General features: G+C 36.9%; 13 protein-coding genes and 1 tRNA gene. 8 read left to right on the top strand and 6 right to left on the bottom strand.

Going from position 1 to position 16167, the window contains the following annotated elements; translation table 11 throughout:
• Positions 1-27: 27 nt before the first annotated feature.
• Positions 28-957, bottom strand: coding sequence for a bestrophin family protein (locus tag D8991_RS03720; protein WP_120488838.1), 930 nt, complete (start codon positions 955-957; stop codon positions 28-30).
• Positions 958-1171: 214 nt separating this feature from the next.
• On the opposite strand from D8991_RS03720, the gene D8991_RS03715 reads away from it, so the two are divergent.
• The 4 genes from D8991_RS03715 (at position 1172) to D8991_RS03700 (ending at position 5512) form a co-directional block, all read left to right on the top strand.
• A complete protein-coding gene (locus D8991_RS03715; protein ID WP_160223620.1) occupies positions 1172-1543 on the top strand; it encodes a hypothetical protein in 372 nt (123 codons plus the stop codon).
• A gap of 385 nt (positions 1544-1928) precedes the next feature.
• Positions 1929-2804, top strand: coding sequence for an MbnP family protein (locus tag D8991_RS03710; RefSeq protein WP_221407567.1), 876 nt, complete (start codon positions 1929-1931; stop codon positions 2802-2804).
• Between the two features lie 90 nt (positions 2805-2894).
• Positions 2895-3941, top strand: coding sequence for a cytochrome-c peroxidase (locus D8991_RS03705; protein WP_120488836.1), 1047 nt, complete (start codon positions 2895-2897; stop codon positions 3939-3941).
• A gap of 176 nt (positions 3942-4117) precedes the next feature.
• Positions 4118-5512: a leucine-rich repeat domain-containing protein gene (locus tag D8991_RS03700; protein ID WP_120488835.1), complete on the top strand. Its 1395-nt coding sequence runs from the start codon at positions 4118-4120 to the stop codon at positions 5510-5512.
• 64 nt (positions 5513-5576) lie between these two features.
• Here the strand turns inward: D8991_RS03700 and D8991_RS03695 are convergent, their stop codons facing one another.
• The 5 genes from D8991_RS03695 to D8991_RS03675 form a co-directional block, all read right to left on the bottom strand.
• A complete protein-coding gene (locus tag D8991_RS03695) occupies positions 5577-5897 on the bottom strand; it encodes a rhodanese-like domain-containing protein (RefSeq protein WP_120488834.1) in 321 nt (106 codons plus the stop codon).
• 65 nt (positions 5898-5962) lie between these two features.
• Complete coding sequence (locus D8991_RS03690) at positions 5963-6574, bottom strand: Crp/Fnr family transcriptional regulator (protein WP_120488833.1); 612 nt, start codon at positions 6572-6574, stop codon at positions 5963-5965.
• Positions 6575-6648: 74 nt separating this feature from the next.
• A tRNA-Ile gene (locus tag D8991_RS03685) sits at positions 6649-6722 on the bottom strand.
• A gap of 144 nt (positions 6723-6866) precedes the next feature.
• Positions 6867-7730, bottom strand: coding sequence for a BadF/BadG/BcrA/BcrD ATPase family protein (locus D8991_RS03680; RefSeq protein WP_120488832.1), 864 nt, complete (start codon positions 7728-7730; stop codon positions 6867-6869).
• Between the two features lie 139 nt (positions 7731-7869).
• Positions 7870-9033: an iron-containing alcohol dehydrogenase gene (locus D8991_RS03675; RefSeq protein WP_120488831.1), complete on the bottom strand. Its 1164-nt coding sequence runs from the start codon at positions 9031-9033 to the stop codon at positions 7870-7872.
• 138 nt (positions 9034-9171) lie between these two features.
• Here D8991_RS03675 and era point away from each other — a divergent pair, with 138 nt between their 5' ends.
• The 4 genes from era (at position 9172) to D8991_RS03655 (ending at position 16167) form a co-directional block, all read left to right on the top strand.
• Positions 9172-10047: a GTPase Era gene (gene era, locus D8991_RS03670; protein WP_120489684.1), complete on the top strand. Its 876-nt coding sequence runs from the start codon at positions 9172-9174 to the stop codon at positions 10045-10047.
• Positions 10048-10412: 365 nt separating this feature from the next.
• Positions 10413-11720, top strand: a complete 1308-nt coding sequence (locus D8991_RS03665; protein ID WP_120488830.1) for a TolC family protein — start codon at positions 10413-10415, stop codon at positions 11718-11720.
• Between the two features lie 100 nt (positions 11721-11820).
• Positions 11821-12909: an efflux RND transporter periplasmic adaptor subunit gene (locus tag D8991_RS03660; protein WP_120488829.1), complete on the top strand. Its 1089-nt coding sequence runs from the start codon at positions 11821-11823 to the stop codon at positions 12907-12909.
• A gap of 36 nt (positions 12910-12945) precedes the next feature.
• Positions 12946-16167, top strand: coding sequence for an efflux RND transporter permease subunit (locus D8991_RS03655; RefSeq protein ID WP_120488828.1), 3222 nt, complete (start codon positions 12946-12948; stop codon positions 16165-16167).

The raw sequence follows: 16167 nt of genomic DNA, 5'->3' as shown, positions 1-16167 counted from the left end.
TTTAATTAAAATGCTTTTGCCTTCTCTCTACTTCACAAAATAGTCATTATTCTCTGGCTGATGAGTTTGGTCTATTCCGATCTGTTCATTTATAGAAAACTCAATAGTCTGGCAGATGCTGTCCAATGCGAGGTCATTTTCCTCTTCTCCAAAGGGTTCGGAAATCTCCTGTATCAGTGCATCAAGGCTTACAAAAGTATAGCAGATAAGCAATACAATGACAGGCATCATTAGTCCTACAACATCTACAAGCCCAAACGGTAGCCAAAAAGCATAAAGATAAACCGTACGGTGCAGGAGCAATCGGTAAGGGAAAGGCAAGGGCGTATTTGAGATTCTCTCGCAACCTCCTATAATAGTAGAAAACTCATTCATTTGCCTGTCCATCTGAGCCAAAACAATACTGTCTATCCTCCCCTCCTCATATTTTTTATATAACCATCTCGCCATTATATCCATTATAGCAATGGGTTTAAATCTCTTCTCTTGTATCTCATTATATACCTCTTTACTCAGCAACCTTTGAAGCTCCTGCGTATGACTAGCCTCCTTTTTCCGTAACTGATAGTTTAATGCCCAACAAAGAGCCGAAATCATTTTTATAAATGCTTTTTTCTCTTCTCTATCTACCTCATTTTCCTCTTTTATATAGCCTAAAACCTGTCGGGTAAGGGAGCGGGTATCATTTAACAATGCTCCCCATAGCTTTCTCCCTTCCCAGAATCTATCATAGCTTGCACTGTTACAAAAGCCCATAAATATTGCTAATGCCAGACCTATAAGCGTGAATATTGTAGGGTTAAGATGTACTTTATAATCATAAATATGCCCTCGAAAATAAAGGACAATCACCGCAAACAGTGTAATAATGAACAATCTCTTCCATACTTTCCTAAGGATAGAGCCCTTCCAGATAAACAGCAAACTAATCCAACTATTAGGTTTCTTTATAATCATCTCTCTAAAAAAATACCAACAAATATACATTTTATTAGGGCTAAAACCCTATCTTTGGCTAGCTTTTTAAAAATAATAGAATTTTAAGAAGTCTTTTTAACAAAAGAAAAAGCTATATTGGTTTATTCATATTTAACTCTCTAATAACATCTTCAAAAGATATATATGATTATTATCATTTTTCAGATAAAATAAAACTCTATATATTTGGGGCGTGAAAAAACTGTTTAGCATACTGATGATTGCACTAATCTTGCTGGTAACCTTCCAGCGAGGTTTAGTTGTTATACACTTTAAGCTAAACCAAGACTATATAGAAAAGGAGTATTGCGTTAATAAATCCAAGCCAAGTCTCAATTGCCACGGGCAGTGCCATCTAAAAAAAGAGCTTAGCAATACTGCTGATGACAATCTTGAAAAAATCAGTATCTATAAAACGATTGAACTTATCATCCCTTCTACTGATGATGATTTTAAAATCCTAAATCCTAAATTTTCTGAACAAAAAAATATTCCTTTCTATAAAGAAAGACTTATCTCAAAATTATTCATTAAAAGGGATCTACGCCCACCTACTTCTATTTAATTCATTTTTTCCTAAGTGTATTATTTGTATGCCCAATAGATTTATTCTAGCCAAATAGTTCTATTCTGGAGGTTTATATCAAATAATATATCCAAAAATTTCATAGAAACAAGTATAAATTTTATTCAATTTTCTTTTAGGTATCTATCTAAAAGTAAGAGATTGGAGTATGAATATCCCTATAAAGCGACATTCATAGATGAACAAATAAGAACTAACCAAGTATCGGTTTGGATATTCATACTCTTTTCTTTTTAAAAACCAAAATCAATAATCACTCAAAATCACAATTTATATTTTAATATCAAAAAAAGAAAAAATAAATATTCAATATCCTTGAGTAAGTAAATAGAAAATTATATATAACATTAAATTTTTAAGTAAAATGACAGATTTTAAGAAAATCCTTCTGGGTGCTTTTGTAGCAACGACATTAGTTGCTTGTAGTGGTAGTAACAATGATGATTCTCCAGCACCTCCTCAGCAATCATCAAATAATGTTACTCTGAAATTTAATAATGTAATGGGAAGTACTCCTCTTGCATTAGGAACAGAATATACTTCCAACAATCAGAAAATTAAATTTACTGAGGTTAAGTATGTCATCAGTGATATCTATTTAGTAAAATCTGATGGTACAAAGGTTCCTTATAATGTAGATAACCTTGATAAAGGTGCTACGGTAGTAAATTTAGCTAAATCTGAGACCCTTAGCTATGTATTAGAAGGTATTGAATTAGGAGAGTACAACAAAATTATCTTAGGTTTTGGTGTAAAAAGCTCACTCAATACATTGGATCAACAGAAATTCCCTAACTTCTATGCAGCTGCTGGTGCTAACGATACAAAAATGCACTGGGAATGGGGTAATGGTTATAGATTTACTAAATTAGAAGGAACTTATGGAGATGAAAATAAACCACTATCCATACACACAGGAAGTACTGTAAAAGGAACAAGAGATGATCCAAGAACTTATGTACCTGGTGTAGATGCATTTAGAGATGTTACATTAGAATTACCATCTAAAATGAATGTAACACCTAAATCTTCTCCTACTATTACTATTAATGCAGACTGGGACAAATTATTAAATGGTAAAACTAAAATTACGCTATCTGGTAATATACCAACGGTACATCATACGCAGAGTATGATTCCTGTGGTAAATAACTTGGCTGGTGAAGGTAGAAACCTAGATGGTAGCTATGTAGACGCCAACTATATGGGTATGTTCTCTGTTTCCAAGGTAGAACATTAATATATTCATTATTAACTAAAATTTTATATAAAGCCCAGCTTTCTCAGGTTGGGCTTTTTTTGAAACGAAACGATTAAAACGCTCTTAACAATGAAAAATACTTTTTTAGTACTGAGTACATTCTGCTTATTCGCAAGCTCGTGCTGTAGCGATAATTCAGAAAAACCGATTAACGATACGAATCCCAAACTGGAGATTAAAATCCCAAGTAACTTCCCCGAGCTAAACAGCTTTATCAACCAAGCCTACCCTACAAAATATGGGGTAGAACTGGGAAAAAAATTATTTAATGACCCACGACTCAGCCAAGGCAATGAGATTTCCTGCGCCACTTGCCACATCCCAAGTTTTGCTTACGCAGATAATAAGCCTAGAGCAGTAGGTGTAGAGGGAAGAATAGGTCTCAGAAATACTCCTCCTATCCAAAATATGGCTTTTATCTACAAATATATGTGGGACGGTGCGGTAAATAACCTTAAAGAGCAACCCATTACTCCGATTATCACTCACGAAGAGATGAGCTCCACCATTTTTGAGGTGATTGATAAAATTAAAGATGATGAAAATTATAAAACGGCCTTCAAAAAAGCCTTTGGCGATGAAACCATAGATCGCGAGAGAATCCTCAATAGCTTAGCGCAATTTATGTATACCCTGATTTCTTCGGACTCGAAGTATGATAAAGTGATGAGAAACGAAGGAGTAGCATTTACCGAAACTGAAAAGAAAGGATATGAGACTTTCCAAAACAAATGCGCTTCTTGCCACGCCGGTCCTCTGCAAACAGATGAAACTTTCAGAAACATCGGCTTCCCCGTACATCCAGATATTGTAGAAGAGGCAGGGAGAGCCAGAGTAACGGGCAAAGACGAAGACTATATGGCATTTCGAGTACCAACGCTTCGAAATATAGAATATACAGCACCTTATGGTAGTTTTGGTCAGTTTAAAACCCTTAGAGAGGTACTCGATTACTTTGACAATGGTGTTCTTAATGAAAAAAACCTTGACCCAGAGATGAGGAAATACACTGCCACCACAGGAAAAGTAGGAATCCCACTCTCCGAGGAAGAGAAAACCAACCTCATCGCCTTCCTAAAAACGCTGAGCGATACAAAATTTACACTAAGAGAATAAGAACTATCCTTTTTTACAGAGACTGTGTTTCATTTTATAAAGACATTATTATTTCAAATGTTTTGAATACAAGAAACACAGTTTTCTTTTTAAGAACAAGACTCTCTTTCTATAAAAAAGATATTATTAGTATTTAAATGAAAAAAAATTTAATTAATATTTAAAGTAAAGAACCAATGAAAAAGTTATTTTATTTAGTGCTTGGATTATTGATTAGCTCATCTGCAATAGTAAGTTGCTCAAGAGAAGATAATAACACACAAGAAGTTATAAAAGATTTTAATGTAGATACATCTACGGTAAATCTAAACTTAGATGAGACACAAATAATAAAGATATCAGGAAATGGGGACTACAAAATTAATCAAAGTGATGAAAGTATGAACATTGTAGAAACAAAACTGATAAAGGATGAGCTTCACTTAAAGGGAATAAGTGTAGGAAGTACAAGCATAAAAATCACAGATAAAAAAGCAAATACTACAATAAGTATAAAAGTAGAAGTAACTGGAAAAGAATTCAGTATAACTCCCAACGAAGTAACGATTAATATAAACGAATCTGCTACTGTAAAAATTAGTGGTAATGGTATATATGAAATTGGGACGAGCAATATAGCGACACTGGAGCTTTCGGAGGATAAACAAACTCTAAAGATTACTGGACATACTCAAGGTTTGGAAAATATTACAATTTTAGATAAAAGAGGAAATCAATCTCTTAATCTTAATATAAAAGTAAATGTACCCTCCTATTCTCCAGACTATAAGCTAAGTGCTGATGGGCGAGTATTGCTAAAATGGACAAATAGCCAGACCACAGAGGTAAACTTCAATACGATAGATGCTTTAAAATTCGTTACTGAAATTGGAGAAGATGCATTTAACTTACACGAAAACCTAACAAAAATTGTATTCTCCGAAAATCTAACAAAAATTGGAAATTCAGCATTTAACGGCTGTACAAAATTAAACACAGTAACTCTTCCGAATAGCTTACAAACAATTGGAAACAGAGCTTTCAGAAGGTGCTATGGGCTCAACAGCATAACTATACCCGCTGGAGTAACCTCTATAGGAGATTCCGCTTTCTTCCAGTGTAATAATCTGAAAAATATAAGCCTCGGAAATAATATAACACATATTGGATTGATGGCTTTTTATGGTAATACTTCATTGGAAAATATCGTATTACCTGATAACTTAAATGATGTAGATTCTTCTACTTTTGAGGACTGCTCAAGCTTGAATAGCGTAACACTCCCAAAAAATTTAAAGAGAATCAGTGCAAAAGCATTCAAAGGCTGTAGCAATCTAACAACAATAACAATACCTGCAAGTGTGGAAGAAATATTCTTTGAGACATTTACTAATTGTACCAAGCTGCAAAAAGTATATTGTGAGAGAGCATATCCACCAATAATGGTTACAAAATCTGAAACACAGAAAAATCATAGCTTTGATGGAACCGCACTTGAAAACATCTATATACCTGCAGGAAGTTTGGGAAGATATAAAAATGTTGATGGCTGGAAAGAATATGCAAACAAACTGGTAGAAAAGAAAAATTAATAAAAAGTTTTATTTATTATACATTTTATAGGGGAGTTTTATAAGCTCCCCTTTTGCTTTGTGCCTATTTAAGTAAAATTTTATTATTAAGACTTATCCAGCTACCGCCGTTATAAACTTGTGTAAAGCCATTATTTTTGAGAATCATTTTCGCAGAGGCACTTCGTATGCCAGAAGCACAGCAGGTAATAACGGGTTTAGATTTATCTTTCAATTTTTTAAGATTATTTGCAAGTGAAGTAACAGGGATATTCATCGCTCCCTTGATATGTCCAGATTTAAACTCCCCCTCACTCCTCACATCAAGGATGATAGCGCCGTTTTTCACAAGTTCTGAAAAATCTGTTTTTTCCCAATTGAAAAGACCTTTTATTGCATTTATCATAATTGCTGAATTAAAAATTATAATGCAAATTTACTGTGTCTTAAAAAGTGGATAAGTGATGAATGTTACAATAATGTGATTTTATTTCGGGAGAGACTGATTTGATTCTCGTTTTCCATTTGCTTTAATACGCGGCTAACGGCTTCACGGGTGATTCCCAGCTCATCTGCAAGCTGCTGATGCGTTACGGAGAGTTCTTTTGATTTATAAAGTTGTGATTTTTGATATAGCAGGCTCAGTATCCTGGCATCTGCTTTTTGGAAAGCAACGGAATTTACCACTTCTAAAAGCTCCTCAAAGCGTTTGTGATATAAATTAAAAACGAAATCCGTCCATTCTGGATATTTTTTAATCCATTCTTTTGCCTTTTGTTGAGAAAGCATTAAAATCTCCGCATCTTCTTCTATTACTGCCTTTACTTTGGACTTGTCCCGCCTCATCCCCGCAAGGATAGAAACGATACAGCTCTCGCCAGGTGTAATATAATAGAGTAAAATTTCTCTACCATCTTCTTCGGTTCGGATTACCTTTATGCTTCCTGAAAGCACCAATGGGATATAATGAGCATACGAATCTACATTGAGAATAACAGAACCTGCTGGGAATGATTTTATCTCGCCATTTTGTTCCATTTCTCTCCTGAACTCTGAATTTATTATTTCATCAATATTCATCATCAAGTATAATAAAGGATTCGTATTCTAAAATAAAAAAGTGCTTATGTAGATACATAAACACTTGGATTGTAAAGTGGTCCCACCTGGGCTCGAACCAGGGACCACCTGATTATGAGTCAGGTGCTCTAACCAACTGAGCTATAGGACCTCGAAACTAACATTCTTCTGCTCTGTTTCGTTTATTGTGGTGCAAAAATAGTATTTTTCCCCTTATTTCAAAAAAAAATCTATACTTTTTATGTGATTATTTTATAAAATTATCTTTTACAGTCGCTTAATTATGATGAAAAGATTAATTTAATCTACCAAAAATATAGTCCTTATGATATTTTATAAGGTTATCGATAGGCTTTTGCACAATTTGACCGATGTTTAGCCTATGTTCTCTCGCAATATTTCTTAGAATATCCTCATAATAATGGGCAATAGAACCAATGAAGTTGATTTCACAGGTTTTAGCCTCTGGATAGGGCAATATTTGAAATTCAAAATAATTAGAAAACTCCTGCTTTAAGAGTTTTTGAATAAAAGGATGCTCTTTTTTCTCGTGCAGGAACTTACTAAACCCTGCCAGGTAGGCATTTGCCTTCGGATTATGGTAGATATTTTTAATAAAGTCCTCAATTTTCAGGTGGTAGATCTCTGTGAAGTCCCGTTCTAAATCTGTGGGGAGCTTTTTCATAAAGAAGTGTTTCAGAATGGCTTTACCTAAGGCAGCTCCCCCGCCATCATCGCTGAGGATATACCCGAGGGAAGGCAGTTTTACCTCGATATTCTTACCATCAAAGAAGCAGGAGTTTGAGCCTGTCCCAAGTATGCCCACTATGGCAGGATTTCCTCTGTAAGCAGAGTAAGCGGCTGCTGTTAGGTCGTCTTTCACCTCAATGAGTGCTTTTGGGAAGAATTTTTGTAGGGTATTTTTCATTTTTTGCTGATTATCTACGATTCCGCAGCCTGAACCATAAAAAAAGAGATAAGAAACCCCATCTTTATACCTCATCAAGACCTCGTTTTGGGATAAATCTGAGGGGATATTTTGTACATTTATTACATTGGGGTTTATCCCTTGGGTGCTGGTTTTCGCAATCATCTCTCCCTGCCTGCTCAGGAATACCCAGTCTGATTTTGTGGAGCCACTATCTACCAAAAGTATCATTATATAAAGTATTTTTATAAGCTAATGTGCCAAAGATAAGTAGAAGTTTTAAATTTTTCTTCTATTATGAGTAAAAAAGGAGCGTTTTATCATTATAATAAAACACTCCCAATTATTAAATAAAATGACGATAATTAAATCAATAGGACATCTCCACGATTTTTTTTACATCTTGTGGAGTGATGCGCTTAAACTCACCAATGCCGAGCCATTCTCTGTTTATAAAAGCCTGTTCTATCCTTTCGGCGGTGCCTTTATAGTCTTTGGTATAGTCTGATAGCTTGGTTTTTATGCCCAAGCTATGGAAAAATGCTTCCATTTTCTCGATGGCGAGTTTTGCTTTGTCTTCGAGGCTACCCTCGGTGATGTTCCAGACTCTTTCGGCGTATTGAGCGAGTTTTTCTTTTTTATATTCAAAGTTATAATGGTAGTGAGAAGGGGCGATAATCGCCAAAGTGCGTGCGTGGTCTATGCCAAAGTATGCCGTAAGCTCGTGACCTATGGCGTGTACAGCCCAGTCGGTTACCACACCTTTTTGGAGGAGCCCATTGAGCGCCATAGTGCAGCACCACATATAGTTGGCCGCAGTATGATAGTCAAAATCTTGCTGTAGGAGCTTAGGGGCGGTATTTTGCAGGCTAATGAGGACACTTTCGGCAAATCTATCTTGAAGATCGGCATCAGAAATGACCGTCATATACTGTTCTAACGCGTGAGTATAGGCATCGGCAATACCATTGGCGAGCTGGCGGTGGGGTATGGACTTAACCACATTCGGATCGAGGATAGAAAAGACGGGGAAAGAGCCTGGACCACCAGACGAGCGCTTTTCGTGGGTCTTTCTTCGTGAGATTACATAGCCAGAATTCATTTCGGAGCCTGTTGCAGGGAGGGTGAGCACGGTACCGAAAGGCAAAGCCTCTCCCTCTAATGTTCTAATAGGTTTTGAGAGGATGTCCCAAGGGGTTCCATCATATTTAGCGGCTGCCGCGAGGAATTTTGTACCATCGATTACGGAGCCTCCGCCTACGGCGAGGAGGAAACTAATCTCCTTATCCTTAATAATTTCCAGTGCTCCTAATAATACCTCATACTCGGGGTTTGCGGGGATACCTCCGTATTCATAAACTTGGCGACCAGAGAGTGCATTCATCACCTCATCATAGATTCCGTTTGATTTTATGCTTCCTCCGCCATAAAGCACCAGGATTTTTGCTCCCTTGGGGATTTCGGTAGAGAGTTTGGCGATTTCGCCTTGTCCGAATATAATTTTTGTAGGGTTTTTAAATTCAAAATTCAGCATAATATAAATTTTCGTTCAAAGATAAGGCTTATTATTGAATATTTCGGAAGGATTTTGAGGCATTTTATTTAGATATATCAGCATTTGAGGGGTGAATATGATAATTTCATTACCTTTGCTCCCTTAGATTTTAGAGATATGCACAGAGCAGGATTTGTAAATATAGTCGGTAAGCCTAATGCGGGGAAATCTACTCTCCTCAACCAGCTGATGGGCGAGAAGCTTGCCATTGTTACCCAAAAAGCACAGACCACAAGGCACAGAATCTTTGGTATTTATAATGAAGAGGATGTACAAATTGTATTTTCTGATACGCCTGGCGTGCTGGATCCGAAGTATGAGCTACAAGAGAGGATGATGGATTTTGTGAAGGACTCGCTACAAGATGCGGATGTGTTTCTTTTCATTGTAGATGTTACGGATGAGGCTCCTGCATCGGAGTTTCTTATTGAAAAGCTGAATAAAATTCCTGTTCCTGTTCTTATTCTTTTGAACAAGGTGGATAAGACCGATCAGGAGCGGTTAGAGGGGCTCGTAGAGGAGTGGCACGAGAGGATTCCGAAGGCGGAGATACTCCCGATATCGGCATTGAATGCCTTTAATACGGAGATTATCCTCCCGAAGCTCAAGACGATGCTTCCAGAGAACCCGCCGTATTATGATAAGGATCAGTTTACGGATAAACCTGAGCGATTTTTTGTAAATGAGGCGATTCGTGAGAAGATTTTACTGAATTATGAGAAGGAGATTCCGTATTCGGTAGAGGTAGTTACGGAGCTTTTTAAGGAAAAGGAAGGGATTATCTTCATAGATTCTATTGTTTATGTAGAGCGGGAGACGCAGAAGGGGATATTGATTGGTCATAAGGGTGAGGCGATTAAGAGAGTGGGTACGGAGGCACGGCTTGACCTTGAGAAGTTCTTTGCGAAGAAAATACACCTTAATCTCTTTGTAAAAGTGAAGAAGGATTGGCGCAAAAGTGATCGAGATTTAAAGAATTTTGGGTATAGGTAGTATCATTATTATTCACCCTCAGTCTAAAATTAAAAACCTCTCACTTCTATAAGCGAGGGGTTTTATTCATTTTGCAGAGATTCAGCCTAACTGGAACTTTTTAATAAAGTTTTCTTTTTTTACTTAGATAGAAATAGGCTGTTTTCAGAAAAGTCATAAATTGCCATATTTGCAAGGTCTCCACTGCCTTTTTTCTCCAGTAAGTTCGCTACATTTTTCTTCAGGCTATTACATACATAGACAATAACAATAGTTTTTTTTCAACATAAATTATTCATACAGATGCGAGGAGGAGTCATTCTTATGTAACATTTATCACTGTACAGGAGATTTCACCAGTATACTTTTGCTAAAAATTAAGAAAAATGAAATATATTCTTTTCTCTGTTTTAGCATTAAGTATTTATTCTAAGGGGAAGGCACAGGACACTATTCAAATTTCACAATCAGAAATTGAAGCTAAATCATTAGATGAAAACCTCCAAATAAAACTGGCACAAAAAGAAGCAGATATAGCACAGACCGAACTTTTAGGAACAAGGGCAATGTATCTTCCCAATATCACAGCATCCTATACATTTATTAATACCAATAACCCTCTGATGACTTTTGGTTCAAAACTAAATCAGGAGAGAGTCAGCGCAATGGATTTTGACCCTATGAAACTTAACAACCCCAAAAGTATCTCTAACTTTGGGACAAAAGTGGAAATAGAACAACCGATTTTTAATATGGACGCAATACTTCAGAAGAAAGCAGGAAAGGTAAAAGCCGATATACTAAAAATAAAAGCGGAGCGCACCAAAGAATACATCCAGTATGAGCTAAGAAAATCCTATATGATGCTCCAGCTTGCCTACAAAATGCTCAAAACATTGGAGAATGCAAGAGCTACAACACTCGCCAATAGAAAAATGATGGATAATTATTTCAAAAATGGAATGATTCAGAAGTCCGAAATCTTATATGTGGATGTACGCCTCAGTGAGATTGATAGCCAGATTCAAATAGCGAAGTCTAACATAAAAAATGCTTCCGACTATCTTTATTTCCTTCTAAACGAAAATTCTAATGGCAAGATTCTTAAACCAACAGAACCTCTGAAATATCAAGAAGGGCTAATTTCTGAGGATTTAAGACTCAATATTCATCGGAAGGATTTGGAAGCATACAATAAATCTCTGGAAGCCTATAAATGGCTTATCAAATCTTCAAAATCTAAATTCCTCCCTCGTCTGAATGCCTTTGGAAGCTGGGAAATCTACGATAACAAATTCGCTCAATTTGATGCTAATGGATATTTGGTCGGGCTACAGCTATCGTGGAATATTTTTGATGGATTAAAATCAAAATCCGAATCTGAAAAATATAAATCTGAAGTCTCAAAAACACAGGCTGAACTCTTGCAATACACAAAACAAAGTGAGCTGGAACTCTCCAAAGCCAGTCGTGCTGTGCAAGATGCGAATTCTAAAATCATATTTACCCAAAAAGCCTGGGAGCAAAGCAAGGAAGCATACAGAATCCGAAAAAATCGCTATGAGCAGGGGCTGGAAAAATCGGCCGACCTCCTCTCTGCTGAAACCTTAATGTCTCAGAAAGAATTGGAATATCAGCAAGCGATCTTTGAGTATAACACTGCCTTTGCCTATCTGGAATTTCTGAAAAAATAGTACCATTATAAAGATTTAGTCATAAAAAATTAATGTTTAATTCATTTTATTAAATATCATTATTAGAGGGAAACCGTCTAAGAAATAAAAAAAATCTACTATGAAAAAATACATTTATACCGCAATTATTTTAGGAGCGCTCATCAATCAGAGTTGCACCACCGACAAAAAACAAAATGCAGCATTTAATGACAAACCCATTAGTGTTACGGTAAATAGACCGAACACAAGTAATGGAACTTCCCATGCCACAGCAAGTGGAAAACTCGTTGCCAAAAACTCAGTAAATGTTTCTACCAGAATGATGGGATATATTACGGGAATGAGAGCCGAGATTGGGCAAAATGTCCGTGCTGGGCAGTTATTAGTCTCCATCAATGCGAGCGATATTCAGGCTAAGAGTGGTCAGATTAATGCTCAGATTTCTCAAGCCCAAGCGAGTTATAATATTGCAAAGAAAGATTATGAGCGTTTTGTAAATCTTTATAAGACACAAAGTGCCTCACAAAAGGAAGTTGACGATATGAAAGCACGCTACGAAATGGCAAAAGCTGGTCTGGATGCTGTCCATCAAATGAAAAATGAAGTGAATGCTCAATACCGCTATACTCATATTACCGCTCCAATTTCAGGGATTATTACCGCAAAATATGTGGAACAGGGCGATATGGCAAATCCTGGAATGCCACTTTTAACGATAGAATCACCTTCGTCTTTACAGGCTCAAGTATTGGTTTCTGAGCAGAACATCAATCAGATTACGAATGGAATGCAGGTTCAGGTGATATTAAAATCATTGAATAAAAGAATTTCGGGGAAAGTTTCAGAAATCAGTAAATCTTCAGCTAATACAGGCGGACAGTATATGGTTAAAATCAATATTATGGATTCATCGGATGCTTTGGCTGGAATGTTTGTCAATGTAGAATTTCCCTTTAAATATTCCGGAAAAGCCAATCAAGACTTTCAGGAAAGCATACAGATACCTAAATCTGCTTTGGTAGAAAATGGTCAGCTTACTGGAGTTTATGTACTAAGCTCCCAAAATACCGCAATTTTAAGATGGGTAAAAGTAGGCAAAACTTTCGGAGAGCAAGTGGAAATACTTTCTGGATTAAAGGCTGATGAACCCTATATTCTCACTTCCAATGGGAGATTGTTTAACGGAGCAAGAGTAGAATTGAAATAATCAAACTACCTTATTAAATACTAAAAATTTTTTTTTATGGAAAAAGGATTCTCAGGACGTATTGCCGCGTTTTTTATCAATTCAAAACTCACGATTTTGCTGATGATAGCACTGATGATTATCGGTGTGTATAGCTCAACTTTAATTCCCAGAGAAGAAGAACCTCAAATTGTAATTCCGATGGCAGATGTTATGGTCGGTTACCCCGGAGCTAATCCTCAGGAAGTAGAGAACCGTGTGATTAAACCTTTGGAAAAGATTATTTCCAACATCAAAGGTGTAGAGCATTTACACTCTATGGCAATGAATGGACAGGGAATGATTATCGTTCAGTTTTTGGTAGGTGAAGATACAGAGCGCTCATATGTAAAACTCTATGATGAATTGATGAAACATCAGGATATTTTCCCGAAAGGAGTGATGCCTCCAATGGTAAAAACCCGCTCTATAGATGATGTGCCAATGTTAGGACTCACACTTTGGAGCGATAAATATAATGATTACGAACTTCGACAGATTGGAGAAGAAGTAGCTTCCGAAATCAAAAAAATCAAGGATGTCTCCCAGACCAATGTAATCGGTGGACGAAACCGACAGCTTTCTGTAACACTGGATAAGGATAAAATGGCAGAGCTAAGCATAGACCCACTAGGCATTATGCAAATGATTCAGGCAAATAATGGAAGTTCTCAATCTGGAAAATTTAATTCTGGGGATACAGAATTTATGCTTACAACAGGGCAGTTTCTCAATTCTCAGGAAGATGTAGAAAACCTCGTGGTAGGGACTTCACAAAATATGCCTGTATATCTAAAACAGGTTGCCAAAATCTCAGATGGCGCTTCAGCTCCTGTAAACTATGTGAGTTTTGGTTATGGAAATGCTACCCAAAATGGGAAGAAATTCAAGTCTGAATACCCCGCAGTAACGCTTTCTGTTTCCAAAGTGAAAGGTGCCGATGCAATGAAAATTTCTGAACGCATCATTTCCAAAGTAGATGACCTCAAAAAAACACTGATTCCTGATGAAGTCTATGTAGAAGTAACACGAAATTACGGAGAAACCGCCTCACATAAAGTTTCTGAACTTCTAATGCACCTTGGTGTTGCCATTATTGCCGTTACTGTTCTGGTAATGCTGGCAATGGGCTGGCGAGGTGGGCTGGTAGTATTTTTATCCGTTCCACTAACATTTGCTCTCACGCTTTTCAGTTACTACATCCTCGGTTATACACTCAATAGAATCACTCTTTTTGCTCTTGTTTTTGTGGTGGGAATTGTAGTAGATGACAGTATCATCATTGCAGAAAATATGCACCGGCATTTTCATATGAAGAAACTCCCGTTTAAGCAGGCAGCTATTTATGCAATCAACGAAGTGGGCAACCCAACTGTTTTAGCAACATTTATTGTAATTGCAGCAATATTACCAATGGCTTTCGTTTCTGGGATGATGGGACCTTATATGTCTCCTATGCCCATCGGTGCATCTATTGCGATGATGCTTTCCCTTTTCGTAGCACTCACCATTACTCCTTATTTAGGTTATCATTTACTCCGAGTAAAAGATGAGCAGGAGCATAAAGAAGAGCGAGGTCTGGAAACTTCAAAAATCTACAAAATCTATAAAAAGATTGAGCTCCCACTCTTAAACTCCACATCTAAAAGATGGCTAATGCTGGGGATTACCGCTGTTTTATTACTGGTTTCCGTATCTGCATTTTTTACGAAATGGGTAGCCGTAAAACTACTTCCATTTGATAATAAAAATGAAATCCAAGTGGTTATTGATATGCCCGAAGGGAGCACTTTAGAGCGAACCAATGCCTTAACCAAAGACATTGCACAGTATCTGAAAACCGTTCCAGAAGTAGTGAATTATCAAAATTATGTAGGTTCATCAGCACCGATTACCTTTAACGGTTTGGTTCGCCATTATGATATGCGAGGAGCGAGTAATACAGCAGATATTCAGGTAAATTTAAAAGGAAAAGAAGAGCGCTCAGAGCAGAGCCACAATGTTGCAAAAAATATTCGCCCCGAGATTCAAAAAATTGCAAAAAAATACAATGCAAATGTAAAAATCGTAGAAGTTCCCCCAGGACCACCTGTCTTATCAACCATCGTTGCGGAAGTTTATGGACCAAACTACGATGAGCAGATGCGCATAGCAAAAGAGATTGAAAAAATCCTCCAAAAAACCGATGATGTCGTAGATATTGATACGAGAATTGAGGACAGTCAGAAAGAGTTCAAAATAATTCCTGATAAGGAAAAATCAATGTTAAACGGAGTTGCTCCTCAGCAGATTGTAGGAAATATAACCTATTTAATGGGAGAATATCCTATTGGAAATCTGTACGATGAAAAATCTGTTTATCCGATTGATATCGTTATGAGGCTTAATGATGCCGACAAGGCCAATATTCAGGATATAACCAGCCTAAAAGTAAAAGGACAAATAGGAATGATTCCCGTCTCGGATTTAGTAAAAATAGAAGAGAAAGAAGTAGAAAAAAGTATTTACCGCAAAGACCAGCAACGCGTAGTTTATGTAATGGCAGATATGGCGGGAGCATTAGAAAGCCCTGCATACGCTATTCTCGGAATGGATGAAAAGCTCAAACACATTAAAATCCCCAATGGTTATAAACTAAATGAACTGTATATGGGGCAGCCCAATAGCGATTTTGACTATACCATAAAATGGGATGGAGAATGGCAAATTACACTCGAAGTTTTCCGTGATTTTGCTGTAGCTTTTGCCGTAGTCCTTATCATTATTTATATGCTGATTGTCGGTTGGTTCCAGAATTTCAAAACCCCGTTTGTAATGATGATTGCTATCCCTCTTTCACTTATTGGAATTGTACTCGGCCATTGGCTTTTAGATGCATTCTTTACTGCAACTTCATTTATTGGGATGATTGCCCTTACAGGAGTAATGGTAAGAAACTCTGTATTACTCATCGATTTTATTGAAATTCGCTTGGAGCAAGGCGAGGGGCTGAAACAAGCTATCATAGAAGCAGGAGCCGTGAGAACTACTCCTATCTTGCTCACAACTGGAGCCGTTGTCATCGGTGCAATGATTATTCTCTTTGATCCTATTTTTCAAGGACTGGCAATTTCATTAGTATTCGGAGCTATTGTCTCTACCCTGCTTACTTTAGTTGTAGTCCCACTGGTATATTATATGGTAGAACGCAAAAAATGGAAGAGTATCTCCAAAAAAGAATGCGACCTGTCGGAAGAATAA

Source organism: Bergeyella cardium (assembly GCF_003614945.1).
In the GTDB taxonomy this organism is placed as follows: Bacteria; Bacteroidota; Bacteroidia; order Flavobacteriales; family Weeksellaceae; genus Bergeyella_A; species Bergeyella_A cardium.
The sequence above is the reverse complement of the archived record's forward strand: the minus strand, read 5'-3'. Positions and strand labels throughout refer to the sequence as shown.

Coding starts and splice junctions, on each gene's coding strand:
- D8991_RS03720 (WP_120488838.1), bottom strand. CDS start 957: ATGATTATAAAGAAACCTAATAGTTGGATTAGTTTGCTGTTTATCTGG.
- D8991_RS03710 (WP_221407567.1), top strand. CDS start 1,929: ATGACAGATTTTAAGAAAATCCTTCTGGGTGCTTTTGTAGCAACGACA.
- D8991_RS03705 (WP_120488836.1), top strand. CDS start 2,895: ATGAAAAATACTTTTTTAGTACTGAGTACATTCTGCTTATTCGCAAGC.
- D8991_RS03700 (WP_120488835.1), top strand. CDS start 4,118: ATGAAAAAGTTATTTTATTTAGTGCTTGGATTATTGATTAGCTCATCT.
- D8991_RS03695 (WP_120488834.1), bottom strand. CDS start 5,897: ATGATAAATGCAATAAAAGGTCTTTTCAATTGGGAAAAAACAGATTTT.
- D8991_RS03690 (WP_120488833.1), bottom strand. CDS start 6,574: ATGATGAATATTGATGAAATAATAAATTCAGAGTTCAGGAGAGAAATG.
- D8991_RS03680 (WP_120488832.1), bottom strand. CDS start 7,730: ATGATACTTTTGGTAGATAGTGGCTCCACAAAATCAGACTGGGTATTC.
- D8991_RS03675 (WP_120488831.1), bottom strand. CDS start 9,033: ATGCTGAATTTTGAATTTAAAAACCCTACAAAAATTATATTCGGACAA.
- era (WP_120489684.1), top strand. CDS start 9,172: ATGCACAGAGCAGGATTTGTAAATATAGTCGGTAAGCCTAATGCGGGG.
- D8991_RS03665 (WP_120488830.1), top strand. CDS start 10,413: ATGAAATATATTCTTTTCTCTGTTTTAGCATTAAGTATTTATTCTAAG.
- D8991_RS03660 (WP_120488829.1), top strand. CDS start 11,821: ATGAAAAAATACATTTATACCGCAATTATTTTAGGAGCGCTCATCAAT.
- D8991_RS03655 (WP_120488828.1), top strand. CDS start 12,946: ATGGAAAAAGGATTCTCAGGACGTATTGCCGCGTTTTTTATCAATTCA.